Origin of the sequence: Stenotrophomonas sp. PUT21 (assembly GCF_052232875.1) — a bacterium.
Lineage (GTDB): Bacteria > Pseudomonadota > Gammaproteobacteria > Xanthomonadales > Xanthomonadaceae > Stenotrophomonas > Stenotrophomonas maltophilia_N.
Genome location: NZ_CP197645.1, coordinates 2,126,847 through 2,145,682, shown reverse-complemented (window position 1 = coordinate 2,145,682; position 18,836 = coordinate 2,126,847). Strand labels below are relative to the sequence as shown.

The following is an 18,836-nucleotide window of genomic DNA, read 5'->3' as shown; positions in this document are numbered from 1 at the left end:
GATGGAGCGCATCCCGATCCTGCAGATGGGCGATCTGCTGCTGGTGACCATCCAGGTGGACATGCATGATCAGCTCGCGCTGACCCTGCAGGATGACCTCACCGAGAAGATCCGCAGCACTTCCGCACGCGGCGTGCTGATCGACATTTCCGCGCTGGATATCGTCGATTCGTTCATCGGCCGCATGATCGCCACCATTTCATCGCTGGCCCGGATCATGGATGCCACCACCGTGGTGGTGGGCATGCAGCCGGCGGTGGCGATCACGCTGGTGGAGCTCGGCCTCACCCTCAGTGGCGTGCGCACCGCGCTGAATGTGGAGCGCGGCATGAAGCTATTGCAGCGCACCGACGAAGACGAAGCGGCCTCATGAGTGCCACCCGTGGTTCGTTGCCGATCCGCATCGAGCAGGATGTCGTGCTGGCCCGTCAGGCCGCGCGCCAGGTGTGCGTGGCCTGCAAGCTGCGCCTGATCGATCAAACCAAACTGGTCACTGCCGCCAGTGAGTTGGCACGCAACGCCGTGATCTACGGGGGGGGCGGGACGATGGACTGGGACGTGGTGGAGAAGGGGCTGCGCAAGGGCGTGCGGCTGGTCTTCGCCGACAACGGCCCGGGCATTCCGGATGTGGCGCAGGCGCTGACCGATGGCTGGTCGTCCGGTTCGGGCATGGGCCTGGGGCTGTCCGGCTCGCGCCGGCTGGTGGATGAATTCGAACTGGAGAGTGCACCCGGGCAGGGCACCCGCATCACGATCACCAAATGGAGCTGAACTTCGCCGGCCAGGTAACGCGGGTCGTGGTGGTCGAAGAAACCTCGCAGGTTGGACAGGCCCGGCGCGAAGCGTTGGCGCTGGCCGATCATGTCGGCCTGGATGACATGGATGCCGGCCGCGCGGCGCTGGTGGCCACTGAAATGGCCACCAACGTGCTCAAACATGGGCGCGGCGGCCGTATGTACCTGTCCATGGTCTGTGGCCGCGGCGGTAACGGTGTGGAGCTGTGCACCGTGGATGGCGGCCCGGGCTTTTCCCTGGCCGACTGTCTTCCAGACGGCTACTCAACCGGCGGCACCCAGGGCCTCGGGCTCGGCGCGATCCAGCGCCAGGCCAGCGTGCTCGATGCGTGGTCCGATGCCAAGGGGGCGGTGGTGGTCGCGCGGATCTACGCCAGCCGCGCGCCGCGTGATATCGATATCGCCTACGGTGCGCTGCGCCTTCCGATGCGCCACGAGATTGCCTGTGGCGACGCGTGGCATCTGCGCGCAGATGCGCAGACCGTCTCTGTCACCGTGATCGATGGCCTCGGCCATGGACTTCCCGCGGCCGATGCTGCGTGGGCGGGCGTGGACGCGGTCGCGCATGCTGCCGCGCGCGGCGCCCCGGCGTCGATCGGGGTGCTGCACGCCGGCATGTCCGGCACCCGGGGGGGCGCCGCGGCGGTGGCCTGTGTGGAGGTGGCCACCGGCCAGGTCGAGTTCGCCGGTATCGGCAATATCGCCGCCAGCCTGTGCGAGCCTACCGGTTCGCGTGGGCTGGCCTCGCACCCGGGGATCGTCGGGGTGCAGTACCGCAAGGCACAACCATTCCATTTTCACGCGGCCACAGGCACGCTGCTGGTCATGCACAGCGATGGACTACAGGCGCGTTGGAGCCTGCGTGACTACCCCGGCTTGTTCCACCGCCATCCGGCGGTGATCGTGGCGGTGCTGCAGCGTGATTTCGATCGTGGCCGGGATGACGCCGGCATTGTTGCCCTGCGTCTTGGAGATCTGCATTGAGCGTCACCCCCCACGATGAGGAACTGCAGCGGCTGCGACTGGAAGCCGATGCGCTGCGTGCCGAATTGGATGAGACCAACCAGGGCGTGCTCGCGCTGTATGCCGAGCTGGATCAGCAGGCCGAGCAGCTGCGTGAGGTGTCCGAACTGAAGAGCCGGTTCCTGTCGTACATGAGCCACGAATTCCGCACGCCGCTGGGCTCGATCCTGAGCATGACGCGGCTGCTGGAGGACGGCATGGACGGCCCGCTGACCGACGAGCAGCGCCGCCAGGTGCGCTTCATCAGTGCCTCCACCAGCGAGCTGCGCGAAATGGTGGACGACCTGTTGGACCTGGCCAAGATCGAAGCCGGGCGGATCACCATTTCACCGGCCTGGTTCGACCTGATGGACCTGTTCTCGGCCCTGCGCGGCATGTTCCGTCCGTTGGTGGAAGGCAACCAGGTGGATCTGGTGTTCGAAGATCCACCGGTGATGCCGCTGCTGTATACCGACGACAAGAAGCTGGCGCAGATCCTGCGCAACTTCATTTCCAACGCACTGAAGTTCACGCCCAATGGCCAGGTGGTGGTGTCGACCCGGTTGGAAGGGGAGGCGGCCGTGCGCTTCAGCGTGCGCGATACCGGCATCGGCATCCCCGCCGAGCTGCAGTCGACCCTGTTCGAGGATTTCGTGCAGGTCGATACACCGCTGCAGAAGCGCCTGCGCGGGACCGGCCTGGGGTTGTCGCTGTGCAAGCGCTTCGCCGAGCTGCTGGGCGGGCATGTCGGGGTCGAAAGCGAACTCGGCACCGGCTCGAACTTTTATGTGGTGCTGCCGCTGACCCTGGCCACGGAGGCCGCGCATGGCGAGTCCTGATCGCATCCTGGTGGTGGACGACAACGTGGCGACGCGTTACGCGGTACGCCGCGTGCTCGAACACCACGGGTTCCATGTCGAGGAAGCCGGTACCGGGGGTGAGGGTCTGGAACGGTTGGCCGAGCATGATTTCGGCGCGCTGGTGCTGGATGTGAACCTGCCGGACATGAGCGGGTTCGACGTGGTGCGCCGGCTGCGTGAGGACACCCGGCTGCAGTTACTGCCGGTGGTGCACGTCTCGGCGGCGTCGATCGCGACCGGTGACATGATCACCGGCCTCAACGCGGGTGCGGATGCGTATCTGATCCATCCGGTGGATCCGGATGTGCTGCTAGCCACGCTGCGCAGCCTGCTGCGCGCCCGCCGCGCTGAAGAGGCGCTGCGCGAGACCGAGGCGCGCTTCCGTGAAATCTTCCGCCATATCAATGCGCCGATCGCGTTGCTGGATGCCGACCTCAACGCGCACGACGCCAACGACGCGTTCACCCGTCTGCTCGGCCAGCAGATGGGCCCCGGCCAACTCGATCAGCTGCTGCAGGACCAAGCTGCACCACTGAGCGCGTTGAAAGTGGCCCTCGCCGAAGGTGAGCGCTGGCAGGGCACCTTCAGCCTTCGCGTCGGCGGTGCGATCCGCATGACCGAGTGGCGGGTGACCCCGTACCAGGCGGCCGGGCAGGGGCTGGTGCTGATCGAAGATACGACCGAGCACCATGCGCGTGCCAACGAGCAGCGCCAGGAACTGGAAAGCGCCACGTCTGAACTGGCCTTCCAGATCGCCGAGCGCGAGCGTACGGAAATCGAGCTGATGCAGGCGCAGAAGATGGATGCGCTGGGCCAGCTCACCGGCGGCATCGCGCACGATTTCAACAACCTGCTGACCACGATCATCTCCGGGCTGGACATGATCGAGATTGCCGCCTCCAGCGGCAAATGGGACAAGGCCTCGCGCTACGTCGAGATCGCCACTGGCTCGGCACACCGTGCGGCGGCGCTGACGCAGCGCATGCTGGCGTTCGCCCGCAAACAACCACTGGACCCGCAGACCTTCGACGTCGTCGCGCGGGTGCGCTCGCTGGAAGACATGCTGCAGCGCTCGATCGGGGAGAACATCGAACTGGAGCTGGAGCTGGGGCTGGAACCGCTGATCGCGGTCGCCGACCCGAACCAGTTCGAGAACGTGATCCTCAACCTGGTCATCAACGCCCGCGATGCGTTGTCCGGCCAGGGCCTGATCCGGATCCGCGCCGGGCGGGCGCATATCGAACGTGACCACGAGCTGGCCCCTGGCCACTACATCACCGTGACCGTGCTCGACAACGGCGTCGGGATTCCTACCGAACTGCTGACCAAGGTGTTCGAGCCGTTCTTCACCACCAAGCCGCAGGGCGAGGGCACGGGGCTCGGGTTGTCGATGACCTACGGGTTCGCGCGTCAGTCCGGTGGCAGTGCACGTATCGCCAGCGAACGTGGCGAAGGCACGGAGATCGAGCTGCTGCTGCCGGAGGGTCAGCTCCAGCCGGTCGCCCCAGCCTCGCTCCCCGCACAGCTGCCCCGGGGCAGCGCCGAACGCATCCTGCTGGTGGACGATACCGATTCGGTGCGGATGATGGTCCGGGAGATGCTGGTCGAAGCCGGTTACCAGGTGGTGGAAGCCATCAACGCGCAGCAGGCGCTGCTGGAACTGCATTCGGACCGTGAGCTGGACCTGCTGCTGTCCGACGTCGGCCTGCCGGGCATGAACGGGCGCGAGCTGGCCGACGCGGCGCGGGCCCTGCGGCCGCATCTACCGGTGCTGTTCGTCACCGGCTATACCGAGAGCGCGGCGGTCCGTAACGAGTTCCTCGGGCAGGGCATGTCGCTGCTGCCCAAGCCGTTCAGCGTCAACGAGCTGCTGCGGGGCGTGCGACAGATGTTCAACCCCGGCTGACGGGCAGCGTGCCGCGGCATGGGTACAATCCCCTGACGCCTCCGGGGGAACCCACCATGTCGCCACCCGCCATCGGCCCAGCCGCCCGCGCACTGGCGGCGCGTGAGTGCATCACCATCGCCGAGGCGCTGTCGCCCCAACCCGATATCCACGATGCCGTGCATCGGGCGCGCAAGACGATCCGCCGCCTTCGCGCGCTGCTCGCACTGCTGGACAACAGCCCCCTTGAGACAGACCTCGTCGACGCCGCACTGCGCCGCCTCGGGCAGGGGCTGTCGGCATTGCGCGATGCCCATGTGGTGGTGGACACCTGCAAACGGCTGGCCGCGCAGCAGCCCGCCCAGCCGTGGGCGCCGGTATGTCATCGACTGACGGCCCGCCGCGATGCACGCCTCGCCCAGGCGCTCGCGCGCGACCCGGCGTTCGCACGTCGCCACGCGGCACTGGTGCGTATCGCGCGTGACCTCCAGGCCCAGCCCTGGGAGTCACTCAGGGCGCGTGACATCCGCAAGGGAGTGGCCCGCAGTGAGCGACGCACGGCGAAGGCGGAGAAGCGCGCCGCACGCAGCCGCGATACCGAGGATCTGCACCGCTGGCGCCGGCGGGTGCGCCGCCTGCGCATGCAGCTGGAAGCACTGCCAGTGCTGGACAGCGCGCTGGCCGCCTCGCTCAAGCGCCGCAGCCCGGGCCGACAGGCGCGGGCACTGCACACGCTGGGCGATCAGCTCGGCCAGCAGCAGGATCTGCGGATGCTGCGCAACCTGGTGCGGGTGATGCCGGGCGTGGACGACCGCCGGGGACTGCTTGCGCAGATCGATGCCGAGATGGCCGCCGCGCTGGGCTGAGCATTGCGCGTGCGGCTCAGGCCCCCGCGAAAGTGCGCACGCCCGGCTGTCCCCCCACCTTCGGCGGCTTGTACTCGCAGCGCGGATAGCCCGAGCACGACTGGAACGCGCCATACGGCCCGGTGCGCGGCACGATCACGCCCACCTTGCAGGCCGGGCAGGCCTGCTCATGGATGGCCTCACCCGCCATGGAGGTGACGCGCACCGCCCCCTCATTGACCAGCTCGGTCAGGAACGCCGAGCGCCGGCCCTGCACGGTGAACATCGCCACCGAGCGTCGCGCGCGCGTCAATGCAACGTAGAACAGGCGGCGCTCCTCGCCCAGCGGATACGCATCGCTGTCGGGCATCGCCAGGGAGAGGACCGGGTCGTCGGCGCGGGTGTTGGGGAAGCGCCGGTCCAGCATGCCGGGCAGGATCACGTAATCGGCCTCGGCACCCTTGCCGCGGTGCGCCGTAAGGAAGCTGACGTCCATGTGCTGCCCATGACGCGCCCGCCACGTAGCCGGCAGCATCACGCGGTCTGCGTTGTAGCGGCCGAGTACGAACACCGTGACCTTGCCATCGCGGCCGGGCGGCGCCTGGCCGGACAACAGCTGCTGGTGCAGCCGCTCCAGATACTGCTCGACCGCGCCGGCCAGCCGGTCGCGCGAGGCCACCTGGAAGGCCTGCAGCACCGCGCCGTAGGCTGGCGTGACCGAATGGACCTCTTTGGGAATCTGCGCCGGATTGCGTGACACGAAGGCACTGGACACATCGCACAGCGCCTGCGGGCAGCGGAAGGTCTGTTCGAGCTTGAGCACCTGGCCCTGGCCGAACCAGTCCACGAAGCCGGTCATCACCGAGACATCCGCGCCAGCAAAGCGATTGATCGACTGCCAGTCGTCACCGACCGCGAACAGATGCTTGCCCGGCGCCTGCACCAGTGCCCGGCACAGCCGCGCACGGGCGCGCGAGGCGTCCTGGAATTCGTCGGCCATCACCAGATCGAAGGGGGCGACATAGCGGCCCAGTTCCAGGTGTTCGGCCGCCTGGTTGAGCATGTCCTCGAAGTCGATGCCCCCTTCGGCGACCAGGGCATCGTCCCAGCCGTCCAGGATGGGGATGATCAGTTCGAGGAAAAGGCGGTAGCGGTGCTTGAAGTGATCGTCGGGCAGGCGGCGCAGCCGTTCGACCATGTCCTCCACCTGCAGCGCGTTGCTCTTGGCGTGGCTGATGAAGGTGCGCACCAGGCCGATCAGCTCGCTGTCCGGCATCGGGGTCGCACCGCCCTCGGGCAGTTCGCGGTCGGGATTCGGGTCCAGTTCGATACCTCGATGTGACAAGGCCTCGCCCAGCCGCACGAACAGTTCGCCGGTGCGCAACTGAAGCGGGGTCGTCTCGATCCGCGCGATGCCATCGCGGGCCCCCGGTTCGCCCCGGCGAGGCGCAGGCGCCAGATCGTGTCCCTCCGGGGTAAGGTGGTCGTGATACAGCGCAATGCCGGGATAGTAGAAATCCGAGCGGTACTGGCGGTACGCATCGGTCCCGGCATCGAACGCATCTCGCCGCGTGTAGGTGTACGCCACGCCGTTGTAGAACAGCCAGTCGGCGATCACGCATTCTTCGATGCTGCGCACGCGCTCGCCCTGCAGGGTGCGCACATAGCCCTGGCCATCCTTGTCCCACTCCTCGGCGTCCAACGACCCGCCGATGACGGGCAGGTCACGGCCGAACACCAGCCGGAACATGTCCCACTGGGTGCGGAAATGCAGCGAGCGGTCCTTGAGCTGGTCGATGATCTCGGCCAGCCGGTGGAACCCCTGCGTGGCATCGACCGCCCAGTCCGGTACCTGCGGCATCTGCCCGGTGGCCTGGGCGATGATCTGCCGACCCAGCGCATGGAAGGTGCGCGCTTCCACCCGCACCTGATCCAGGCCGAGGCGCTGGAACGCGCGGTCCGCACGCGCCTGCAGCTCGGTGGCGGCGTCCTTGTTGAAGGCGAGCATGACGATGCGCTCGGGCGCGACCAGCCCGCGTTCGATGGCATAGGCGGCCTTGGCCACCATCGTCGAGGTCTTGCCTGAACCCGCAGCAGCCACCACCTGCACGCGGTTGTCGAAACAGATCACTGCGCGGGCCTGCTCATCGGTGAGGGGCCGGCTTTCGACGCGATCCAGCAACGCACGGCTGGCAACCCGTTCGCGCGCCTGATGCGCCTCATTGCGGCGTGCCCACATCGTCGGCCAGTCGGCCAGCCACAGCATCAGCGCTTCTTCGATCGCGGCGGGGTCGCCATCGAGCTGGCTGCGCAGGTCGGCATCATCGAACACCGTCCACAGCGCGTCTTCGTCGAGCGGCAGGGTGGGGCGCGCCTGCAGCAGCGCCTGCTGCTGCTCGTGGGTCAGCCACAGGGATTCTTCGTCGGCCAGGTCGGTAGCCGCCTGCACCTGGGCGAGCCACCGCTGGATGGCGGTGTGGGACTGCTGGAACAGGGCGACATGATCGCGCTGGCGTTGCTCGCTGCTTCGCGCCTCCAGTGCCGACGCCAGCAAGCGCGCGGACGCCACAGACAGGCCGCCGAGGATCAGGGGGGCATGTCCGTCACGCTGCAGGGTCAGCCGCGCCCAGGGCAGGCGGGGATGCACCTGCAGTGCCTCAAGCGGCGCGTAATGCCGATGACCGTCAACGGTCAGGACCAGCCCGTCGTCTTCCAGGCGCAGGCGCCAGTGCGGCGATCGCGTGAGGCGTTGACCCCAGTCGCTCGGGGCCCATTCGTACGTCATCGGTGTTTCCAGCTGCGGCCTTCGTTGCGGCCGTGGCCGGAACAACCATGAGGCGCGGTTTGATCGGACACCCATGATAGAGAAATGAAAATCCCCGCGCAGGCGGGGATTTTCAAACAACCTGTTGGCGAGCGCTGCTTACTGCTGCAGCGCCGGCACGCCGCGCGCGCGGCGGTCCACCAGCATCGCCACGCACCACAGCAGCAGGCCGCCCAGCGCGGTGGCGGCGCCAACGTAGCCGGTCACGGCCGGGCTGAAGCCGGCGCCGATCGCCATGCCGCCAAACCACGGGCCCAGTGCATTGGCGGTATTGAACGCGGCATGGTTGGAGGCGGCTGCCAGCGTCTGCGCTTCGCCGGCCACGTCCATCAGGCGGGTCTGCAGCACGGCGGCCAGGGCGCCCATGGTGCCGACCGCAATGATCATCGGGAACACGCTCCACACCGATTGCGCGGCCAGCGGGAAGGCCAGCAGCACCAGGATCGACCAGACCAGCACCACGGCGGCCGCACGGAACTGGAAGCGGTCCACCAGCCAGCCACCGGCCACGTTGCCGATGATCGCGCCGATGCCGAAGATGCCCACAGCCAGCGGCATCCACGATTCGGCCAGTCCGGTGACCTGCACCAGTGTCGGGGCGAGATAGGTGAACACGCAGAACATGCCGGCGAAGCCGACCGAGCCGATCGCCAGCGCCAGCCACACCTGGGTGCGGTTGAACGCGCGCAGCTCGCGCATCGGCGAGGTCCGTACTTCATCCGGATCCGGCAGCAGGAAGCGCGCGATCATCGCCACGGTGGCGATCGCCAGCACACTGACCAAGGCGAACGCGGTGCGCCAGCTGACCTGCTGGCCGAGCCAGGTGGTGAGGGGATTGCCGACCAGGATCGCTACGGAGAGGCCGAGCAGCACTTTGGACACCGCCGCGCCACGCTGTGCTGGCGGACTGATCGCCGCGGCCACCAGCATCGCCACACCGAAGTAGGCGCCATGCGGCAGGCCGGCGACGAAGCGCGCCAGCAGCATCGTGCCGTAGTTGGGGGCCAGCGCACTGGCCAGGTTGCCGATGGCATAGAAACCCATCAAGGCCAGCAGCAGGTTGCGACGGGCGAAACCGGCGCCGGCGAAGGCGAGCACGGGGGCACCGACCACCACGCCGATGGCATACGCGCTGATCAGGTGACCGACCTGGGTCTCGCTGATCGACAGCCCGCGGCTGATCTCCAGCATCAGCCCCATGCTGGCGAACTCACTGGTGCCGATGGCAAAGCCGCCCAGCGACAAGGCCAGCAGGATCAGGGTGCGCTCGCGCGGCGAAAGCCGGGCGGCCAAAGGGACGGAAGAGGAGCTCATGCAGGCAGCAGCGTCGAACGGGGAAGCGCCGCATTGTACTGCTGCGACGCAGCATTAATCAGCGGCGCGCGTGGAACGCTGGATCCGCACGACGCGCCGTCACGAGGCCGGGGTTGCCAAGGCAGCCACGCAACACAGGCAAACGCTGCCTATGGCCCCCAGGTCACGGATACGGCCCGACCCTGAACGGCTGGGGTTCCGGAGCCGCCGGCGGAATGCGGTCGCCGTGCACGCGGGTGAGAATCTCGTTGGTCCTGCGCTGTTCGGTCACGATGTGTTGCAGCAGGCCCTTGATACCGAAGATGGCAAACGGAACGAAGATCCACAGCAGCCCGAGCAGCGCCCAGACGATCCCGACCACTACCGAAACACTCTGACCCGTCGCACCCATGCCGTCACGTCCTTGTCGTTGAGAGGTTGTCCGTTCAATCCGCCGCCTGCTGCACCGGCGCTGCGGCGATATCCGCCGCAGGACAATAATAGCCGCTCTGCTCCCGATGCACGCGCAGGCTGGCGGTGGCGACACCGTGACTCAGCGGGCGCCAGAAATAGCACCCGATCACGGCCAGTCTCGCCCATTCATGCGACAATTTACGCTCAAGGCCACCCTTTCGATGGCTGCCCCAGGCCCCCAGAGAGGTTGAGATGTCTACCAGTCCGGGCTTCCCCGCCCTCATCGGCTTTGATCTGCCGGGCCCGCAGGACGGACCAGCTGCCCAGCGGGTGATTGTCACTGCGCTGCTGGATGAGACCCCGCGCAATGACTGGATGCGCATGCTGCACCGCCTGGCGTGGCCGTCGCTGCGCGTGGACCACGGCGTCGAGCAGATCCGCCTGGTCGGCAAGGGCATCCATTTCGTGGGCGCGATAGCCGACGCCCGGGCGTTGTCAGCTTCAGTGCGCGGCCTCTTCAATGAGGTCAACACGAAGGTGCTCGACCGTCGCCTGGCCGCGCTGGAAAACCCGCTGGACGAAGATGGTCCGGGCGCGGCGCCGGTGGCATCACTCGCCAGCTCCACGGACCCGCGTCTGGAGGATGTCGCGGCATTGCTTGCGATGCCGGCCGTGCCGGGCATGCTGGAACTGGCCAGTGCGATGACCGGGATGCGCTTTGTGGCCGTAGCGCGCGTCACCGCAGACCGCTGGACCGCCTGCGCTGTGCATGACCGCCTGGATTTTGGTCTGCGTCCGGGCGATGACCTCGTGCTGGAAACCACCATCTGCGATGAGATCCGCGAGCATCGCCATCTGGTCCAGTTCGACCAGGCCAGTACCCACCCGGTGTTCTCCAGCCATCCCACGCCGGCGCTGTATGGGTTCGAGAGTTACATCTCGGTGCCGCTGTTCCGCCGCGATGGCGGCTTCCACGGCACGCTGTGCGCGCTGGATCCCACTCCTTCCAAGCTCGACGCCGCGACGGTGAAAGGCTTCGAAGTGCTGGCGGGGGTGATCGGCGCGCACCTGGAGGTCCAGGAGGCGCCCGCGGAGGCAGGGCAGCCGGTGGTCAGCATGGCCGAAGCGCTGTCGGTGCTCTCGCGTCAGGTCGATGCACTGGATGCGGTGACGCTGCCGGAGCAGTTCCGCGCGGTGACGGCGCGCTTGCGTGCGCTGGTGGGCGCGGCGCGGGCTGTGGCCGGCTGATCCTGCCGGCAACGCGGGCTGGGGCTGAAGCGCTCAGCCTCACCCATCAACCCGCGCAAAACGCGCCCGCCACTGCCCCTCTACCTCCACCTGCGCCATGAACATTTCGTACGGGCGCACCCACAGGCCGACCTCCGAGTCCAGCGGCCGGTACAGCACCATCGGCGCCAGCGTTTCGCTGTGGCGGACAACGCCGATCACCTCGTAGTTGCCGCCCTTGAAATGGCGGTAGTGGCCGAGGGGCAGGGTGGGAAGAGAAGGGAGATCGGACATGGGCGTGGGGGACAGTCAACGCGGCCAGGTGCTGGCGCGGAAGGCGGGGAACAGCGCTCGGCGCTCAGAGCGCTTGGCTCAGAGCGGTGCGGCCGGCGACTGCAGCAACGTGACCAGCTGGCGCAGGCGATACGGCTTGGGCAGGAATTCAACATGCTCCGGCAGCGGCGGCAACTGCGAACGCGCATAGCCGGAGGCCAGGATCATGCGCGCGTTGGGCAGCACGTCGGCCACGTGTTCGCTGAGCTCCACGCCGCTCATGCCGTTGGGCATGCTGATATCGCTGAACACCACATCGAACCCGCCCGGGTCCTGCATCAGGCGCAGCGCGGCCGGGCCGTCGTCGGCCGTGTGGATTTCGATACCGAAGTCCTGCAGCGCCTGGCCGATCAGTTCACGCAGATCCTGCTGGTCTTCGACCATCAATACGCGTAGGGGCTCAGACATGCTCGACTTCCTCAATGACAGGTAACAACAGGCGGACGGTAGTGCCCCTTCCGGGGGCGGTTTGTACGTCGACGAAGCCGTCGCACTGGGACACGAAGCCGAACACCTGGCTCAGGCCCAGCCCGCTGCCTTTGCCGATTTCCTTGGTCGTGAAGAACGGCTCGCTGGCGCGCTCGGCGATGTCCGGGGGCATGCCATTGCCCTGGTCGGTCACCGCGATGGCGACATAGTGGCGGCGCATGGGCTGGGAAAGATCCGGTGCCAGGCGCTGTTCGACCTCGGCCGTGATCGTGACCGTGCCGCCCTGGGGCATCGCTTCGCCACTATTGAGCACCAGATTCAACACGGCGCTGTGCAACTGTACGCCATCGGTGACGATCGGGGGCAGATCCGGCATCAAATCCAACTGCACCTCGATGCCCGGCGGGCAGGCGCGGCGCAGCACCGGCAGGGCGTCGAGCAGGAACTCCTGGACCACCACCGGCTCGCGCACCAGTGTCTGGTCCGCGGAAAATGCCAGCAGCTGGCGGGTCAGCAGGGAGCCCCGGTCAGCGGCGGCCTGGGCCAGGTCCACCAGCTCCTGGGTACGCCCGTCGGCGCCGGGGCGCAGCGCGATCAGGTCCAGCGCATTGCCAATGGTGGTCAGCAGGTTGTTGAATTCATGGGCCAGGCCCCGGGTCAGGCGGCCCACGTTGTCCAGCTGGCGCTGCTGCACGTGCGCGCGCTGCGCATCCTGCAGCAGGCGCTGGGCTTGGTAGCGTTCGGTGACGTCCTGGGTGACCTTGACGAAGCCGAGCAGGGCGCCGTCTTCGCGGACCGGCTCGATCACTTCGCCGGCACGGAAACGCTCGCCATTGCAGCGCACCCGCCAGCCTTCGCCGACGAAGCGGCCATGGTCGCGGGCATAGGCCAACGCCTGCTGCGGAACGCCGAGCTGCTGATCTTCGGGGGTATAGAACAGGCCGACGTGCTTGCCGATCACCGCCTCGGCGGCATAGCCCTTGACCCGTTCGCAGCCACGGTTCCAGCTGCAGATGTTGCCCTGTGTATCGAGCAGATAGATCGCGTGATCGCTCACATTGTCGATCAACAGCTTCAGCTGCCGGCTTTCGTCGGCAAGCGGTGCAACGCTGGATACGGCCTGGACCACGACGGTTATCGACTCCCCGATAAGGGACCGAACCGTAGGGGCGATGATGTGAAGAAAGTGTCAAGAACGTGCGGCAAACGCGCTGACTTCTGGCGCTTAACACCCGTTTACCGCTTCGGGTACCATCAGCCCCCTTTTAAGCTGGAACACGGCATGAATTCTGCGCCCACCTCCCGTGACCGTTGGATCTGGCTTGCGTCGGCCGCCTTGATGGCCGCCACGTTGGGCACGGAGATGGTGGTGCCGCTGGGTTATGCGGTCTGGTTGACCTACTTCATGGCGGTCGGCATCACGCTGTTCCAGCGCCGCATGGAAGTGCCGCTGCTGGTGGCGATCGGGTCCTGCATCCTGCTGGCGGTGGGCTACAACGTGGCGCCGGCGAGCAGCAACTCCGCGTTTTCCTTCGTCAACCGCAGCATCGGTGGCGTTGCGTTCCTGATGATGGCGCTGACCGTGATGAAGGCCATCGGCGCCCGCCGTGAAGCGGCCGATGCGCTGTGGCTGCAGGCCGGCGAGAATGTGGTCGGCACCAGCCTGCAGGGCGATCCGACCCCGCGCGAGCTGGCCGACCAGGCCATGCGTGCGTTGTGCGCGCAGCTCAATGCCGATGTCGGCGCGATGTACCGCCTGCAGGGCGAGCGGTTGGTGCTGGTTGGCGGCTCCGCGCTGCCGTCGCAGCTGCCCGAGGCGCTCCCGGCACATGCCGGGCAATGGGGCGAGATCATCCGCGAAGGCCGCGCGCGTCGCCTGGAAGACAGTGACAGCCCGCTGGATATCGATACCCCGCTGGGCCGCACCACCGTTCACCAGCGCTTGCTGGGGCCGATCACGGCCGATGGCGTGGTGATCGGCGTGATCGAGCTGGGCCGTGCCGGTGTGTCGCCCGCGCGCAGCCTGGAAATGGCGCTGCTGCTGCAGTGCGCCGAACCGATCGGCATCGCCCTGCGCGCGGCGCTGCTCAATGCGCAGCTGGTGGAACTGCTGGAAGAGACCCAGCGCCAGAGTGAAGAGCTGCAGACCCAGCAGGAAGAGCTGCGCGTGGCCAACGAGGAGCTGGAAGAGCAGAGCCGCAGCCTGCTGCACTCCCAGGCCAACCTGGAGCAGCAGCAGGCCGAGCTGGAGCAGACCAACGTGCAGCTCGAAGAGCGCACCCATGAGCTGGAGTCGCGCCAGCAGGCGCTGCTGCTGGCGCAGGCCCAGCTGGTGCAGAACAGCAATGAACTGGAGGCTAGTTCGCGCTACAAATCCGAATTCCTGGCCAACATGTCCCACGAGCTGCGCACGCCGCTCAACAGCGCGCTGATCCTGGCCAAGCTGCTGGCCGACAACAAGGACGGCACGCTGACCGCCGAGCAGGTCAAGTACGCCCAGGCGATCCACTCGTCCAACAACGACCTGCTGGCGCTGATCAACGACATCCTCGACCTGTCGCGGATCGAAGCCGGGCACGTGGAGCTGGTCGAAGAGAACCTGGCGGTGTCCAGCGTGCTGCAGCGCCTGAAGGAAACCTTCGAACCGATGGCGGTGCAGAAGGGCCTGATCCTGGAGATCAGTGCCGCCCCGGATGCCCCCACCCAGTTGCTGGCCGACAGCCAGCGCCTGCAGCAGATCCTGAAGAACCTGCTCGCCAATGCGGTCAAGTTCACCGAGCACGGCAGCGTTTCGTTGAAAGTGCGCAGTGCCGGGGCAGGGCGGATCCAGTTCGCCGTCTCCGATACCGGGATCGGCATTCCAGAAGAACAGACCGCCGTCATCTTCGAGGCGTTCCGCCAGGCCGATGGCAGTACCCGCCGCCGCTACGGTGGCACCGGGCTGGGTCTGTCGATCTCGCGCGATCTGGCGGCCCGCATGGGCGGCAGCATCAGTGTGTCCAGCGAGCCGGGCCGGGGCAGCTGCTTCACGCTCGAGCTGCCGCTGCTGGCCGGTGGCGGTATGGGCGATGCGCACCACGTGGTGCATGACGTCCGCCCCGCCGCGGTGCCAGCGCCGACCAGGCCGGCCGCCGCGCCGCTGGGCCAGGCGCATGCCGAGCCCACCCCGGCGCCTGCGCCGAAGGTCATGGACGACCGCGGCCGCCGCAGCCGCGCCGGGCGGATGATCCTGGTGGTCGAGGACGATGCAGCCTTCGCCAGCGCACTGGTGTCGATGGCGCACGAACTTGACTTCGACTGCGTGGTTGCCGGCACCGCCGAAGAAGCCTTGAGCCTGGCTGCCGAACTGCTCCCCAATGGCATCCTGCTCGATATCGGCCTGCCCGATGTCTCCGGCCTGAGCGTGCTGGAGCGCCTCAAGCGTGACCCGGCCACGCGCCATATCCCGGTGCATGTGGTCTCCGGTCTGGAGCGCTCGCAGGTGGCCATGGAGCTGGGTGCGATCGGCTATGTGATCAAGCCGGCCACGCGCGAGCGTCTGGTCGGGGCGATCCAACAGCTGGAGGCGACCAGCCAGCGCGACATGCGTCGCCTGCTGATCGTCGAGGACGACAGCGAGCTGCGTTCGAACCTGCAGCTGCTGCTTGGCCGTGACCAGCTGGAAATCACGGCGGTCGGCACCATCACCGAAGCGATGGCCGAGCTGGCCGGGTCCACCTTCGACTGCATGGTCACCGACCTGACGCTGCCGGACGGCACCGGCTACGACCTGCTCGAACGCATGGCCGGCAATGACGCCGTCGCGTTCCCGCCGGTGATCGTCTACACCGGCCGCGCGTTGACCCGCGACGAAGAGCAGCGCCTGCGCCGCTATTCCAAGAGCATCATCATCAAGGGCGCGCGCTCGCCCGAGCGTCTGCTCGATGAGGTGACCCTGTTCCTGCACAGCGTGGAGGCCTCGCTGCCGACCGACCAGCAGCGCCTGCTGCGCGAAGCACGCCGCCGCGATGCGGTGCTCGATGGCCGCACCGTGCTGCTGGCCGAGGACGATGTGCGCAACATCTTCGCGCTCTCCAGCGTGCTGGAGCCGCTCGGGGTCACCCTGGATATCGCCCGCAACGGCCGCGAAGCGCTGGAGAAGCTGCGCCCGGAAATCGACCTGGTGCTGATGGACATCATGATGCCGGAGATGGACGGGCTGACCGCCATGCGCGAGATCCGCGCCGACAACCGTTGGCGCGACCTGCCGATCATCGCGCTGACCGCCAAGGCGATGCCCGATGACCGCGAGCACTGCCTGCAGGCCGGCGCCAATGATTACATCGCCAAGCCGATCGACGTGGACAAGCTGGTTTCGCTGTGCCGCGTGTGGTGCTCGCGCCGATGAATGAAACGGAGTTGTTCGACCTGGAGCTGAAGTTGTTGCTGGAGGCGGTCTACCAGCGCTACCACTACGACTTCCGTGACTATGCGCTGGCGTCGCTGCGGCGGCGCATGCGCCATGCCATGGCCCGGTTCGACTGCCCGACCATGGGCGCGCTGCAGCACCGCCTGCTGCACGAGCCGGAGACCTTCGCCCAGGCGATGCAGTACTTCACCGTGCAGGTCTCGGAGATGTTCCGCGATCCGCCATACTTCCGCGTGCTGCGCGAGCACGCCGTGCCGGTGCTGCGCACCTATCCCTCGATCAAGCTGTGGATCGCCGGTTGCAGCACCGGCGAAGAAGTGTGGTCGCTGGCGATCCTGCTGCACGAGGAAGGGCTGCTGGACCGGGCGATCATCTACGCCACCGACATCAATCCCGAAGCGCTGCAGGCGGCCGAATCCGGTGCCTTCGCGCTGGACCGGCTGGCGCAGTTCAGCCGCAACTATCTGGCTGCCGGTGGCACCGGCTCGCTCTCGGATTACTACAGCAGCGGCTACGGCAGCGTGGTGTTCGATCGCCGCTTGAAGCGCAACATCGTCTTCGCCGACCACAGCCTGGCCACCGATACCGTGTTCTCCGAAGTCCACCTGGTGTCCTGCCGCAACGTGCTGATCTACTTCCAGCGGCCGCTGCAGGACCGTGCCATCGGCCTGTTCCATGAAGCCTTGGTCCACCGCGGCTTCCTTGGCCTGGGCAGCAAGGAATCGCTGCAGTTCGGCGCACATGCGGATCTGTTCGAAGCGTGCGCGCGCGATCAGCGCCTGTACCGGAAGCTGGCCTGATGAGCGGCGCTTCGCAACGCAGCCGGTTCGACCTGGTGGTCATCGGTGCTTCGGCCGGTGGCGTCAGTGCGCTGCAGGCGTTGTTGTCGGCGCTGCCCGCAACGCTGGCGTTGCCGGTGCTGGTGGTGCTGCACCTGCCGCGCGACCGCCCCAGCCGCATCGCCGACCTGCTCGATGCCGGCTGCCCGCTGCCGGTGCGCGAGGCCGAGGACAAACAGCCGCTGCAGGCCGGCACGGTGACATTCGCGCCGCCCGATTACCACCTGCTGGTGGAGGATCGTGACACGCTGGCGCTGTCGGTCGATCCGCCGGTGCTGTTCTCGCGCCCGGCGATCGACCCCCTGTTTGAAAGCGCCGCCGATGTCTTCGGCGATGGCGTACTGGCGATCCTGCTGACCGGCGCCAGCAGTGACGGCAGCGACGGTGTCGCCGCGGTCCGGCAGGCCGGTGGCGAAGCCTGGATCCAATGCCCTGAGGAGGCTTATTCCTCGATGATGCCCGCCTCCGCACTGGCGCACGCCGGTGCCGACGCGGTGCTCCCGCTCACCTCCATCTGCACGCGTATGAAAGGTCTTACCCGATGAACCTGATCGAGCCCGCTGGGTCGACGGCCACCCCTGATTGCGTGAAGCTGCTGATTGTCGATGACATTCCGCAGAACCTGGTCGCGATGGAAGCGCTGCTGCGTCGCCCGGGCCTGGAGATCCTGTGCGCGCTGTCCGGCGCCGAAGCGCTCGAGCTGCTGCTGGAGCACGAAGTCGCGCTCGCACTGCTGGATGTGCACATGCCCGAGATCGACGGCTTCTCGCTGGCCGAGCTGATGCGCGGTTCGCAGCGCAGCCGCGATGTGCCGATCATCTTCCTGACCGCCTCGCCGAATGATCCGGTGCGTGCCTTCAAGGGCTACGAATCCGGCGCCGTGGATTTCCTGCACAAGCCGATCGAGCCGCAGGTGATCATGAGCAAGGTCAATGTGTTCATCGAGCTTTATCAGCAGAAGCAACTGCTCAAGGCGCGCAACGAGGCGCTGGAGCATGCGCTCACGCTCAACGAGACGATGATGGCCGTGCTGACGCATGACCTGCGCACGCCGCTGGCCTCCATCCTGCTGTGCGCCGACAAGCTGTCGCTGGACCTGCCCGACGATGGCGCGGTGCAGCGCACCCTGGGCCATCTTGAAAACAGCGCGCAGCGGATGGCGCGGATGGTCGATCAGCTGCTGGATTTCTCGAAGATCCGTACCGGCGGCCTGCGCCTGCACAGTACCGAATGCGATCTGGCTGACGTGGCGGCGTCGGTCGTGGCCGAGATCGGCCGCGCGCATCCACAGGCCACCATCGAGGTGCAGGTCCAGGGCGATGCCCACCTGCAGGGCGATCCGGACCGTCTGGCGCAGCTGCTGTCCAACCTGATCGGCAACGCTGTGCTGCATGGTGGCGATGCGCCGGTCGTGGTGCGCCTGGAGGGTGAGCGCAACGCGCCGCTGCGGCTGCAGGTGCGCAATGCCGGGCAGATTCCCGAGGCGTTGCTGCCGCGGCTGTTCGAGCCGTTCAAGGCCAGTTTCCACGATAGCCGCGGGCTTGGGCTGGGGCTGTTCATCGCCAGCGAGTTCGCGCGTGCGCATGGCGGCAGCCTGGTGGCCGCCAACCAGGAAGGCACGGTCCTGTTTGAAACCCTGCTGCAGCGGCGGATCCGCTAGCTGCCGCAGGAACCATCCCGGCG

Annotated in this window: 17 protein-coding genes; 11 read left to right on the top strand and 6 right to left on the bottom strand. The window is 67.2% G+C overall.

Going from position 1 to position 18,836, the window contains the following annotated elements; translation table 11 throughout:
- Window position 1 precedes the first annotated feature (1 nt).
- The 6 genes from ACTT2I_RS09935 to ACTT2I_RS09910 are packed head-to-tail and all read left to right on the top strand — an operon-like array spanning window position 2 to window position 5,407.
- Complete coding sequence (locus ACTT2I_RS09935; RefSeq protein WP_019184175.1) at window positions 2–373, top strand: STAS domain-containing protein; 372 nt, start codon at window positions 2–4, stop codon at window positions 371–373.
- The gene (locus tag ACTT2I_RS09930) at window positions 370–771 is read left to right on the top strand and encodes an anti-sigma regulatory factor (RefSeq protein WP_088435375.1); all 402 of its coding nucleotides are present in this window, start codon (window positions 370–372) and stop codon (window positions 769–771) included. Before ACTT2I_RS09935 ends, ACTT2I_RS09930 begins: the two co-directional genes overlap by 4 nt.
- Window positions 762–1,778, top strand: a complete 1,017-nt coding sequence (locus tag ACTT2I_RS09925) for an ATP-binding protein (protein WP_421099788.1) — start codon at window positions 762–764, stop codon at window positions 1,776–1,778. The genes ACTT2I_RS09930 and ACTT2I_RS09925 overlap by 10 nt, the downstream gene beginning before the upstream one ends.
- Complete coding sequence (locus ACTT2I_RS09920) at window positions 1,775–2,635, top strand: sensor histidine kinase (RefSeq protein WP_421099789.1); 861 nt, start codon at window positions 1,775–1,777, stop codon at window positions 2,633–2,635. The genes ACTT2I_RS09925 and ACTT2I_RS09920 overlap by 4 nt, the downstream gene beginning before the upstream one ends.
- Window positions 2,622–4,562: a response regulator gene (locus tag ACTT2I_RS09915; protein WP_293983344.1), complete on the top strand. Its 1,941-nt coding sequence runs from the start codon at window positions 2,622–2,624 to the stop codon at window positions 4,560–4,562. The genes ACTT2I_RS09920 and ACTT2I_RS09915 overlap by 14 nt, the downstream gene beginning before the upstream one ends.
- 56 nt (window positions 4,563–4,618) lie before the next feature.
- A complete protein-coding gene (locus ACTT2I_RS09910) occupies window positions 4,619–5,407 on the top strand; it encodes a CHAD domain-containing protein (protein WP_421099790.1) in 789 nt (262 codons plus the stop codon).
- A 16-nt stretch (window positions 5,408–5,423) separates the two neighbouring features.
- Here ACTT2I_RS09910 and ACTT2I_RS09905 read toward each other — a convergent pair whose 3' ends face one another.
- The 3 genes from ACTT2I_RS09905 to ACTT2I_RS09895 form a co-directional block, all read right to left on the bottom strand.
- Window positions 5,424–8,171, bottom strand: a complete 2,748-nt coding sequence (locus tag ACTT2I_RS09905) for a UvrD-helicase domain-containing protein (protein ID WP_421099791.1) — start codon at window positions 8,169–8,171, stop codon at window positions 5,424–5,426.
- Window positions 8,172–8,309: 138 nt separating this feature from the next.
- Complete coding sequence (locus ACTT2I_RS09900) at window positions 8,310–9,524, bottom strand: MFS transporter (protein ID WP_088435383.1); 1,215 nt, start codon at window positions 9,522–9,524, stop codon at window positions 8,310–8,312.
- Window positions 9,525–9,687: 163 nt separating this feature from the next.
- Window positions 9,688–9,915, bottom strand: coding sequence for a hypothetical protein (locus ACTT2I_RS09895; RefSeq protein ID WP_421099792.1), 228 nt, complete (start codon window positions 9,913–9,915; stop codon window positions 9,688–9,690).
- Window positions 9,916–10,169: 254 nt separating this feature from the next.
- Between ACTT2I_RS09895 and ACTT2I_RS09890 the strand changes: the two genes are divergently transcribed.
- The gene (locus ACTT2I_RS09890) at window positions 10,170–11,165 is read left to right on the top strand and encodes a GAF domain-containing protein (protein WP_421099793.1); all 996 of its coding nucleotides are present in this window, start codon (window positions 10,170–10,172) and stop codon (window positions 11,163–11,165) included.
- A gap of 39 nt (window positions 11,166–11,204) precedes the next feature.
- Here the strand turns inward: ACTT2I_RS09890 and ACTT2I_RS09885 are convergent, their stop codons facing one another.
- The 3 genes from ACTT2I_RS09885 to ACTT2I_RS09875 form a co-directional block, all read right to left on the bottom strand.
- Window positions 11,205–11,438: a DUF1653 domain-containing protein gene (locus tag ACTT2I_RS09885; RefSeq protein ID WP_088435385.1), complete on the bottom strand. Its 234-nt coding sequence runs from the start codon at window positions 11,436–11,438 to the stop codon at window positions 11,205–11,207.
- Between the two features lie 78 nt (window positions 11,439–11,516).
- The gene (locus tag ACTT2I_RS09880) at window positions 11,517–11,885 is read right to left on the bottom strand and encodes a response regulator (RefSeq protein ID WP_088435386.1); all 369 of its coding nucleotides are present in this window, start codon (window positions 11,883–11,885) and stop codon (window positions 11,517–11,519) included.
- On the bottom strand, window positions 11,878–13,035 hold the full coding sequence (locus ACTT2I_RS09875) for a two-component system sensor histidine kinase NtrB (protein ID WP_293981915.1): 1,158 nt from the start codon (window positions 13,033–13,035) through the stop codon (window positions 11,878–11,880). The genes ACTT2I_RS09880 and ACTT2I_RS09875 overlap by 8 nt, the downstream gene beginning before the upstream one ends.
- A gap of 153 nt (window positions 13,036–13,188) precedes the next feature.
- Between ACTT2I_RS09875 and ACTT2I_RS09870 the strand changes: the two genes are divergently transcribed.
- From ACTT2I_RS09870 to ACTT2I_RS09855, 4 genes are read left to right on the top strand one after another with little or no spacing between them, the layout of a single operon-like run.
- A complete protein-coding gene (locus ACTT2I_RS09870) occupies window positions 13,189–16,293 on the top strand; it encodes a response regulator (RefSeq protein WP_421099794.1) in 3,105 nt (1,034 codons plus the stop codon).
- On the top strand, window positions 16,266–17,114 hold the full coding sequence (locus tag ACTT2I_RS09865) for a CheR family methyltransferase (RefSeq protein ID WP_172407619.1): 849 nt from the start codon (window positions 16,266–16,268) through the stop codon (window positions 17,112–17,114). The genes ACTT2I_RS09870 and ACTT2I_RS09865 overlap by 28 nt, the downstream gene beginning before the upstream one ends.
- Window positions 17,114–17,698, top strand: a complete 585-nt coding sequence (locus tag ACTT2I_RS09860) for a chemotaxis protein CheB (protein ID WP_293981911.1) — start codon at window positions 17,114–17,116, stop codon at window positions 17,696–17,698. Before ACTT2I_RS09865 ends, ACTT2I_RS09860 begins: the two co-directional genes overlap by 1 nt.
- Window positions 17,695–18,813: a hybrid sensor histidine kinase/response regulator gene (locus ACTT2I_RS09855; protein WP_293981909.1), complete on the top strand. Its 1,119-nt coding sequence runs from the start codon at window positions 17,695–17,697 to the stop codon at window positions 18,811–18,813. The genes ACTT2I_RS09860 and ACTT2I_RS09855 overlap by 4 nt, the downstream gene beginning before the upstream one ends.
- The last annotated feature ends 23 nt before the right edge of the window (window positions 18,814–18,836 follow it).

What these genes read in the sequence shown, in the direction of transcription:
- ACTT2I_RS09925 (WP_421099788.1), top strand. Translation starts at nt 762, where the DNA reads ATGGAGCTGAACTTCGCCGGCCAGGTAACGCGGGTCGTGGTGGTCGAA.
- ACTT2I_RS09855 (WP_293981909.1), top strand. Translation starts at nt 17,695, where the DNA reads ATGAACCTGATCGAGCCCGCTGGGTCGACGGCCACCCCTGATTGCGTG.
- ACTT2I_RS09930 (WP_088435375.1), top strand. Translation starts at nt 370, where the DNA reads ATGAGTGCCACCCGTGGTTCGTTGCCGATCCGCATCGAGCAGGATGTC.
- ACTT2I_RS09935 (WP_019184175.1), top strand. Translation starts at nt 2, where the DNA reads ATGGAGCGCATCCCGATCCTGCAGATGGGCGATCTGCTGCTGGTGACC.
- ACTT2I_RS09860 (WP_293981911.1), top strand. Translation starts at nt 17,114, where the DNA reads ATGAGCGGCGCTTCGCAACGCAGCCGGTTCGACCTGGTGGTCATCGGT.
- ACTT2I_RS09915 (WP_293983344.1), top strand. Translation starts at nt 2,622, where the DNA reads ATGGCGAGTCCTGATCGCATCCTGGTGGTGGACGACAACGTGGCGACG.
- ACTT2I_RS09910 (WP_421099790.1), top strand. Translation starts at nt 4,619, where the DNA reads ATGTCGCCACCCGCCATCGGCCCAGCCGCCCGCGCACTGGCGGCGCGT.
- ACTT2I_RS09885 (WP_088435385.1), bottom strand. Translation starts at nt 11,438, where the DNA reads ATGTCCGATCTCCCTTCTCTTCCCACCCTGCCCCTCGGCCACTACCGC.
- ACTT2I_RS09905 (WP_421099791.1), bottom strand. Translation starts at nt 8,171, where the DNA reads ATGACGTACGAATGGGCCCCGAGCGACTGGGGTCAACGCCTCACGCGA.
- ACTT2I_RS09870 (WP_421099794.1), top strand. Translation starts at nt 13,189, where the DNA reads ATGAATTCTGCGCCCACCTCCCGTGACCGTTGGATCTGGCTTGCGTCG.
- ACTT2I_RS09895 (WP_421099792.1), bottom strand. Translation starts at nt 9,915, where the DNA reads ATGGGTGCGACGGGTCAGAGTGTTTCGGTAGTGGTCGGGATCGTCTGG.
- ACTT2I_RS09880 (WP_088435386.1), bottom strand. Translation starts at nt 11,885, where the DNA reads ATGTCTGAGCCCCTACGCGTATTGATGGTCGAAGACCAGCAGGATCTG.
- ACTT2I_RS09890 (WP_421099793.1), top strand. Translation starts at nt 10,170, where the DNA reads ATGTCTACCAGTCCGGGCTTCCCCGCCCTCATCGGCTTTGATCTGCCG.
- ACTT2I_RS09900 (WP_088435383.1), bottom strand. Translation starts at nt 9,524, where the DNA reads ATGAGCTCCTCTTCCGTCCCTTTGGCCGCCCGGCTTTCGCCGCGCGAG.